The organism is Holdemanella sp. DFI.5.55 (assembly GCF_020593575.1).
Taxonomy (GTDB): Bacteria; Bacillota_I; Bacilli_A; order Erysipelotrichales; family Erysipelotrichaceae; genus Holdemanella; species Holdemanella hominis.
This window is the reverse complement of sequence record NZ_JAJDMK010000085.1, coordinates 1-8457: the sequence shown is the minus strand read 5'-3', so window position 1 is coordinate 8457 and position 8457 is coordinate 1. Positions and strand designations below refer to the sequence as shown.

The following is an 8457-nucleotide window of genomic DNA, read 5'->3' as shown; positions in this document are numbered from 1 at the left end:
CTTACCCGCATCTTCATATATATTCATAGATTCCGCTCAAATCTTTGTATTTCACTTTATATGATACATCCTCATTCATAATCAATTCAGCATACTTATAAGCATATTCCCTCAATCGAATGGACAGCGACTCTGTCTGTTTTAAAGCATCATCATAATACGATTTTACCTTATCTACTTTTTTCGTATATACATCAAAATCCGTTATTTTTTCACTCAAAGCATCACTTTCACTCTCTAACTTTGCCTTTGTGGCCTCAACATCCTTGATTGCCATTTCTTCTATTTCATCTATCGTAGAAGCAGATACCTCAATTACATTCACTTTTCGTTCTGCATCATTTTTGTCAACAGGTGTACTTGTACAACCTCTAAGAATCAAACACAATCCTAAACACACTAACTTTTTCATTATTATTCACTCTTCTTTCCAAACTCATCTATTGCATCTTCTAAACAACAAGGTAACTCTCCAATTATCTTAACTATATTCAATAAATTTTTTTCGCTTTGTAAATTCTCACATTTCTTATCCAACTCGCCCAACTTTCTTTGGCTCAGTTCCTTTAAATTTTCCTCACTCAAAATTTCTTTAACTTCATCCAAACTAAACCCTAAACTCGCCAACATTCTTATATCCCATAATTATCTCAACCCTTCTTCATCAAACTCTCCATCTTTTCCTTCTTCATTCTTTGAAATCACTCCCTTCTTTTCATATCTACGAATCATATTTCTTGTGATTCCCATATGTTCTTCGATTCACTTCACCTTATACTTCATTGCATAATACTCCTTTTTCAATTTACAGCCTCGTTCTTAGAACAACGCAAGCCAAAAAAGTTATTTCTTCGTTCCTTCTTCCAAACTTTTTTGCCATAAGAGAGCTTGTAAATTTCGCGAATCAAAAAAAAAGCGATACACCGACCGCATTGAGTTTAAAGAATAATAATGTTAATATATCCACATGAACTTAAATACATGGATAGAAGAAAAATTTAACGCAACAAACTACACACTCGAAAAAACAGATAAAGGCATTAGTAACCACAACTATTTATTAACAATCAACGACAATAAATATATGGTACGCGTACCAAAGAAGAATCATGAATCTCTTGGTTTGCAGCATGAACACGAAAAGGAGATTTTGCCACTTGTTTCTGATTTAGATGTACCTGTTATTTTATTCGATGAAAAATCAGGTATCAAAGTAACAACTTATATTGAAGATGTAGAAACATTTGATGAATGTAAAGACAAAGACAAATTCGCAAGATGTGCAAATTTAATGAAATCTCTTCATACTAAAAAAGCTCCTTTGTTTATTTTCAACCCTTTTGGAAAGATTGAATTCTATAAATCTCAAATCAAAGAATGTATCGTATCTTTTCCAAATGAAGAAAACTTTTTAGAAGCATTAAAAAAAGAATATAAACCAAACACACTATGCCATAACGACTTTGTGCAAGGAAATATTCTTTACAGTGATACAAAAGACTATTTGATTGACTATGAATATGCCGCAAAAAACGATTATCGCTTTGATATCGCCAGCTTCTTTTCAGAAAACAACATCCATTATATTGATCAAAGAGACCAATTCTATCAAGCCTATTTTGATGGAGACATCGACCCAATGATTGATGTTCAAGTGCAAGCATTTGAAAGAATGGAAGACATCCTTTGGGGATATTGGGCAAATATGCTTTATGAACAAAGAGGCGAACAAATCTATTTTGACATCGCAAAAGACAAAGAAAAACATTACAGAGGCTAAATAGTCTCTGTTTTTTCATCTATATCCATAAATTCTTCTTCCGATAAAGAAACCGTCAAATACGTATCATCACCAATGATTTGTTTTGCCCCTTTATCATTACACAATTGTTTTGCCCTATCATAATACATTTTTGGGAGCAACATAGGATTACATAAAATGCCATTATACTCACAAATCACGATATGTTTTCCATCTTGAATTGAAACCATTTCCTTTAACGTATCGAATTTTAAATATGGCATATCCGCAACCATCAGTATGCATGCATTATTTTGACAAGCGCCCACACCTAACGCGATAGAATGCCCTTGCCCATATTCAGGATGATCATTCATAACAACATGATATCCTAATGACTCAGCCATTTCTTTTATCTTTTCATATTGTGTGACTACTATCACATCTAAAAAAGCACTTGCCTTATCAAAAGCATATTCAATAAGTTTCTTACCATGAAATTCGTACAAAAGTTTATTTGAAACAAAGCGTCTGGAAAAACCAGACGCTAAGATAATCAAAGAAATATTATTCATCTTCTTTTCCTAATAACACTTTTTCAGCAGTAATAGGCAAAGTACGAACCTGCACTCCCGTCGCATGTTTTATAGCACTAGCAATTGCACTAGTTGGTGTATTAATAACAACTTCACCAATGGATTTAGCACCAAATGGACCATTGTCTTCATAACTGCTTTCAAATTCAACGCGAACGCTTGGAACATCCACTCTTGTTGGCAACTTATACTGCAAGAAGTTACGATTACGCATCTTACCCTCATTTGAGTACGTGATATCCTCACTCAAAGCCATACCAATACCTTGTACAATACCACCTTCAGCTTGTACTCTGGCAAGATTGGGATTGATAACTGTACCACAATCAACTACAGAAACATAATCATGAACCTTGATTTCACCCGTTAACTTATCTACATCTACTTCGGCAATACCAACCATAAATGGAGGTGGACTTGTAGGTGACATGTGGGAGTCACTGGCAATCAACGCTTTGGCGATACCACCATTGAAACATGTATCCGCAAAATCAGCCAAACTCATTTCATGCGTATGATCTAATGTATAGATTTTCTTACCATCAAATTCAATATCTTCTTTATCCACATCAAAGAATCCGGCTGCCGCTTCTAAAATAGAATTTCTTAACTTTTCACAAGCCTTTACTACAGCCATACCCGTTACATACGTTGTACTTGATGCATAAGAACCCGTATCATATGGTGCATGATCTGTATCCAATGAACTAGTGACAACTTGATCTACATCACAATCCATACATTCCGCAACCATTTGAGCAAGAATCGTATCGCATCCTGTACCCATATCTGTAGCACCGATACTTAATGTATAGAAACCATCATCCTGCAGTTTAATTTCAACAGAACCTACATCAAGACCCGAAATACCACTACCTTGCATAGATAAAGAAACACCTAATCCACGAACAAAATCACCCATATCACGTCTTAAAGGTTTATTCTTGTAGTCAATCATTTCCATCGCTTTTTCTAAACAACAATCCAACGCACACGCATTCAATTCTTCATTATAATATTGCGATAACACTTCATTTTCACGTGTCATATTTTTAAAACGGATTTCACAAGGATCCATATTCAATTCATCAGCCAATTCATTAATAATGGATTCAACCGCAAACTGTCCCTGTGTAGCCCCATATCCTCTATAGGCACCTGCTCGCATTGTATTTGTATAAACTACATCATATGTAAAACGACTGGCTTTAACATGGTTATATAAAGGCAAAGATTTATGTCCTGCCAAACCAATTGTAGTTGGACCATGCTCTCCATAAGCTCCTTGATTTGATAATGTATATAAATCTATAGCTTCAATCGTACCATCTTTTGTAGCACCAATGCGAACATGCATCTTCATTTCATGTCTTGAGTTACTAGCCGCAAAAGTTTCTTCACGAGTATAAACAATCTTACTTGGCTTTTTAAGTTTCCATGTGACAAATGCCGTGAAGATTTCACAACAAGCCGTTTGTTTAGCCCCAAATCCTCCACCAATTCTTGGCTTGACCACATTGATTTTTGACTTTGGAATTTCTAAAGCATTACTTAAAATTCTTCGAACATGGAAAGGAATCTGTGTAGAACTTACACAATTTAAACGACCATATGTATCAATGTAACAATATGAACGCATAGTTTCCATCATTGCCTGGGCATTGGCCTTTGTATGATAATCTCTTTCTAAGACCACTTCACAATCCTTTAATACTGCATCCACATCACCAACAACACTTTCTCCGCTGCTGACAATATTACGCTTTACGTCATTACCAATCTCACAAAGACACTTATAATCATCTTCCTCATGAACCACAATTGCATTATCAATAGACTTTTCAAAATTTAACAACGGTTCTAATACTTCATAATCTACTTTGATAGCTTTCAAAGCACGATCTACACAATCCTCGTTAGTTCCCGCAACGATTGCGACTTCATCACCTACATAACGAACTACATTTTCTAAGATTCTACGATCATATGGACTTGGTTCAGGATAAGATTGTCCTGCAAGAGTAAAACGAGACGTTGGAACATCCTCATACGTATACACCGCTTCAATTCCAGGAATTCTTTTCGCAATGGAAGTATCAATACTTCTAATTTTTGCGTATGCATGTGGACTTCTTAAAAGCTTAATAATCAAACAATCCTTAGGTGCTAAATCATCACAATATACAGGTTGCCCTGTAACTAAAGCCATCGCATCCTTTTTGATGACACCTTTTCCTACACTATTCATGATTTTCACCTCGACTTAAATACGCCTTGATTGCACGCATCTGCGACATATATCCAGAGCAACGGCATAAATTTCCGGCTAAATAAGCACGAATTTCATCATCACTTGGATTCACTAATTCTTTTTCCATTGCCAAAACATTCATAATAAATCCTGGCGAACAGAAACCACATTGTTCAGCGCCTTGTTTAGCCATAAACATACCGAATTCACCCGCTTCTTTTTGAAGTCCTTCAAGCGTCGTAATTTCACGACCATCGCATCGAACTGCCAATGTACTACAAGAAAGAATTGGCGTTCCATCTCTTAACACTGTACATAATCCACAGTTTGCGGTATCACACCCTCTTTTTACACTGTAACAACCACGGTCTCTTAGCCAGTCAAGCAATAAAGTTTGTGGCTGTACATCATCCTGAATCAATTTTCCATTCACTTTAATTTTAACCAACATAAGACTCTACCTTTCTCAATAACTTCTGAGTTAATCCCTCAACAAGTTTTTTTCTATATTCCTTGCTTCCGCGCATATTGTCTGCACAATATACATCTAAATCAATATGATCTAAATCACAATTATAAACTTTCGCAATGGCTGGTCTTGCACCAAAACAGAATCGGTAGTGGTCTGCATACTTTGTACAAGATGCATTTAAAACACTTAAATCCGTAGCACTCCTTCTTACAGAAACAAAGGCACTCAGCAAATTTGTCTTCTTCACATAAATATATTCCACAATATCCTTTTCATATGGAAGACTCACAAATTCTTCAAGTGAAATACGCCCATGTTTATGTGTTTGTACATCACACTCTAAACATAATAAGCTACAGATGACATCACTAAAACTAAAACGCGAATATATACTTCCTCCAACTGTTGCCAAGTTTCTTAATTGTACACCGACAATATCTTTTACAGCATCTCTAAATACATAACAAGTTGCCTCATTGAAAGCTTGATGCGTTTCTAATTGCCGCAAAGTTACCATAGCACCAATTTTGAATTCTGCATCATCTTCTTCAATTTGATCCAAGCCTAATTTGCTTAAATCAATAGCGGTCGGAATCTGAATGTCTTCCATCTTCAACCAGATCATACCGCCTAGAATCATATTCTTTTTATTTTTCGTTAGTAGCGCATACGCCTCATCTAAAGATTCTGGCGATGCATAATTCATTATTCTTAACATAATGGATACGCTCTCTTTCTTTACTAAAATTTTAACACAAAAAGAAAGTGTTAAACACAATGTTTAACACCGATTTGTTAGTCTTTTTTACCAGGCAAAATTAAATTTAATACGGTTGCGATCACAAACGTCATAATAATTCCGTTTTGTGCAAAAATATTTCCAACCCAACTTGGTAATTGTGCTAGAACTGTAGGTACTTGTCCAATACCAATTCCAAGACCGATTGCCAAGGCAATAATCAAAGTGTTTCTTTCATTGAATTCAACACGCATCAATGATTGAATACCACTTACCAAAATACTCGCAAACATAATAACGGCAGCTCCACCAAGTACAGATTGAGGCATAACCGCAAATAAAGCACTTAATTTTGGGCAGAAACCGCAAAGAATCAAGAAGATAGCTCCTGTCATAATTGTAAAACGGTTAACAACTTTAGTCACTGAAACCAAACCAACATTTTGAGAGAATGAAGTATTTGGCAAAACTCCAAACAATGAGGCAACAACAGAACCTAAACCATCTGCCAAAACGCCGCCTTGTAATTCTTCAGAAGTTGCTTCACGATCTAAACCACCATTTGTGATACCAGAAACATCTCCGACTGTTTCAACTGTTGTCGCAATAAACATAATTCCCATCGCAATAATTACTTCCAAATTAAATTCCATCTTCACTGGCATAAAAGTTGGAAGTGCAATCCAAGAAGCGGTTTGAACTTGCGTAAAATCAACCATTCCTAACACAATGGCCAAGATATATCCGGCAATAATACCGATCAAAATCGAAGCATTATTCACAAAACCTTTAATTTGTTTGGCGATAATAATTACCAAAATAACAAATGTACCAACCAATAAATGTTTAGGATCCCCAAAATCAACAGCACCACTACCTCCACCAAAATAATTGATACCAACAGGAAGTAATGATAAACCAATGGAAATGATAACTAAGCTAGTAACAACTGGTGGGAATAATTTTCTTAATGGTTTGATGAAGAAACCTAACACCATCTCAAATAAACCACCAATTAAACTTGCTCCCATCAATGCACCATAACCATATAGAGCACCCATTGCTTTGGCAGTTCCAATAAATCCTGAACTAGTACCCATAACGATTGGAAGTTTAGCTCCCACTTTCCACACTGGATATAACTGAACTAAAGTAACAGCTCCTGCAATAAACATCGCATTTTGAATCAATGCAGATTTTAAATCCGGTGATAATCCAAGCATTCCTGCAATAATCAATAATGGACTGATATTTCCAAGAAACATCGCCAATACGTGTTGGATTCCTAAAGGCAATGCCTCTTTTAAAGGTACAACACCATCAAGTTCATATATCGAACCTTTTTTTACATCTTCTTTTCTCATTCTTTTCCTCCGAAAATAAAAAAGTCTCGTACAAAAACGAGAATCAACGCGACACAATAAAAAAGTAGGTTGATTCATAGTCCCTGAATTTACGGTTTAGGGGTAGAAACATCGACACCGTATTAGTCGATATATACGAAACACGTTAGGATTATATCATTAATTAAACAAAAAAAATAGGACAAATCGTCCTATTTCAGATTGTTGACAAAAGCCTATACCTTTCGTAAGGAAATAGGCTTTTTATTGTATATAGGCAATTTTCGAAATAAAATTGTCTTTTTTTGTATATTTTGAAGGATATATTGAATTTTTTGATGGCTTTCTTCTATATTTTCCTCTCCAAAGGAACATTTTCTTCAGATTATGGCACGCAAAAATCAACCAAGCATTCTGTTGGTTTTTCTACAAGCCTTTTAACCTTGTGAAACGTAGTCCATTGTTTTCTTTACAGTCCGCAAATACTCGTTCAATGGTTTCTTTTCTCTGTGGATAAATTTCTTTCCATTCCATAGTATGACGGATCTCGTCGGCATATTCTCTATACTCTTCCCATAGGTGACGTTCAATAACTTTTGTCATGTTCTTACTCTTTGTACATTTGTTTCTAAGAGGACAATCCTTGCAGTCTTTTGGATCAGATTTATATTGTCTGTATCCATTTCTTGTAGTAGTTGTATACATAAGGATCTTATCATTTGGACATAGATAACGGTCGTATTCTTCATCCTGTACATATTCTGTATATACCATTGAATCAAAGGCCTCTTTACCTATACGTTCTCTATCCTCGTTGATTTCAACCAACAGATCATCTTCGTATTTCTTTTTGAGGATCTCTACTTCTTTTTTGACACTTTTTCTTTTATTGGCGTTTGCCTTCTGATGCGTACTGTCTCCAAATACCGTTGTGAAATCGACAAAGCCATAATCAACGGCCTGTTCTAATATTTCCATAAAGATTTCCTGGAATATAGTTGAATCTTTATATCTACGAATATAGTTCTGAGACCATGTAGAAAAGTTTGGAATCTTCTCATCGATACTCAACCCAAGAAACCAGCGATATGCCAAATTGACTTCGATCTCCTGACATGTCTTGCGCATAGAATTGATTCCAAACACGATATTTATGATAAGCATTTTAAAAAGACTGTCGACAGTCACTTTGTCAACAGTCTGAAATAGGACAAATCGTCCTATTTCCATAATTTTTCAGGATATACACCATCTTCAATCAATTGTTTAAAGGCATTTTGTACATATTCCTTATCTTCAGCATATGTTACACCAA

9 protein-coding genes and 1 riboswitch are annotated in these 8457 nt (G+C 35.4%); of the genes, 1 reads left to right on the top strand and 8 read right to left on the bottom strand.

The features are described 5' to 3' along the window. Positions 1-13: 13 nt before the first annotated feature. Both LJE08_RS11970 and LJE08_RS11965 read right to left on the bottom strand, forming a co-directional pair. Positions 14-412 (bottom strand): hypothetical protein, encoded by a 399-nt coding sequence (locus LJE08_RS11970; RefSeq protein ID WP_227403342.1) that lies wholly within the window; start codon positions 410-412, stop codon positions 14-16. Positions 413-414: 2 nt separating this feature from the next. After that, entirely contained in the window at positions 415-630 is a 216-nt protein-coding gene (locus LJE08_RS11965; protein ID WP_227403341.1) for a hypothetical protein, read from the bottom strand. 337 nt (positions 631-967) lie between these two features. On the opposite strand from LJE08_RS11965, the gene LJE08_RS11960 reads away from it, so the two are divergent. Then, on the top strand, positions 968-1780 hold the full coding sequence (locus tag LJE08_RS11960) for a choline kinase family protein (protein WP_117926319.1): 813 nt from the start codon (positions 968-970) through the stop codon (positions 1778-1780). Here the strand turns inward: LJE08_RS11960 and LJE08_RS11955 are convergent. From LJE08_RS11955 to LJE08_RS11930, 6 genes are all read right to left on the bottom strand, one after another. After that, positions 1777-2316, bottom strand: coding sequence for a nucleotidyltransferase family protein (locus LJE08_RS11955; RefSeq protein WP_117926317.1), 540 nt, complete (start codon positions 2314-2316; stop codon positions 1777-1779). The two genes, LJE08_RS11960 and LJE08_RS11955, sit on opposite strands and share 4 nt — an antisense overlap. Further along, the gene (locus LJE08_RS11950) at positions 2309-4585 is read right to left on the bottom strand and encodes a xanthine dehydrogenase family protein molybdopterin-binding subunit (RefSeq protein WP_227403340.1); all 2277 of its coding nucleotides are present in this window, start codon (positions 4583-4585) and stop codon (positions 2309-2311) included. The genes LJE08_RS11955 and LJE08_RS11950 overlap by 8 nt, the downstream gene beginning before the upstream one ends. After that, positions 4578-5039 carry a (2Fe-2S)-binding protein gene (locus LJE08_RS11945; protein ID WP_227403339.1) on the bottom strand — a complete coding sequence of 154 codons (462 nt, stop codon included), beginning with the start codon at positions 5037-5039 and terminating at the stop codon, positions 4578-4580. The genes LJE08_RS11950 and LJE08_RS11945 overlap by 8 nt, the downstream gene beginning before the upstream one ends. Then, complete coding sequence (locus tag LJE08_RS11940; protein ID WP_217256590.1) at positions 5029-5778, bottom strand: xanthine dehydrogenase family protein subunit M; 750 nt, start codon at positions 5776-5778, stop codon at positions 5029-5031. The genes LJE08_RS11945 and LJE08_RS11940 overlap by 11 nt, the downstream gene beginning before the upstream one ends. A 77-nt stretch (positions 5779-5855) precedes the next feature. Continuing rightward, entirely contained in the window at positions 5856-7163 is a 1308-nt protein-coding gene (locus LJE08_RS11935; protein ID WP_117926308.1) for a uracil-xanthine permease family protein, read from the bottom strand. A 57-nt stretch (positions 7164-7220) separates the two neighbouring features. Further along, a riboswitch (purine riboswitch) is annotated at positions 7221-7322 on the bottom strand. Between the two features lie 246 nt (positions 7323-7568). After that, the gene (locus LJE08_RS11930) at positions 7569-8306 is read right to left on the bottom strand and encodes a transposase (protein ID WP_227403338.1); all 738 of its coding nucleotides are present in this window, start codon (positions 8304-8306) and stop codon (positions 7569-7571) included. Between the last annotated feature and the right edge of the window lie 151 nt (positions 8307-8457).

Bases quoted from the DNA above. Each gene is read 5' to 3' on its own strand.
- LJE08_RS11970 (WP_227403342.1), bottom strand. From the start codon at position 412: ATGAAAAAGTTAGTGTGTTTAGGATTGTGTTTGATTCTTAGAGGTTGT.
- LJE08_RS11965 (WP_227403341.1), bottom strand. From the start codon at position 630: ATGTTGGCGAGTTTAGGGTTTAGTTTGGATGAAGTTAAAGAAATTTTG.
- LJE08_RS11960 (WP_117926319.1), top strand. From the start codon at position 968: ATGAACTTAAATACATGGATAGAAGAAAAATTTAACGCAACAAACTAC.
- LJE08_RS11955 (WP_117926317.1), bottom strand. From the start codon at position 2,316: ATGAATAATATTTCTTTGATTATCTTAGCGTCTGGTTTTTCCAGACGC.
- LJE08_RS11950 (WP_227403340.1), bottom strand. From the start codon at position 4,585: ATGAATAGTGTAGGAAAAGGTGTCATCAAAAAGGATGCGATGGCTTTA.
- LJE08_RS11945 (WP_227403339.1), bottom strand. From the start codon at position 5,039: ATGTTGGTTAAAATTAAAGTGAATGGAAAATTGATTCAGGATGATGTA.
- LJE08_RS11940 (WP_217256590.1), bottom strand. From the start codon at position 5,778: ATGTTAAGAATAATGAATTATGCATCGCCAGAATCTTTAGATGAGGCG.
- LJE08_RS11935 (WP_117926308.1), bottom strand. From the start codon at position 7,163: ATGAGAAAAGAAGATGTAAAAAAAGGTTCGATATATGAACTTGATGGT.
- LJE08_RS11930 (WP_227403338.1), bottom strand. From the start codon at position 8,306: ATGCTTATCATAAATATCGTGTTTGGAATCAATTCTATGCGCAAGACA.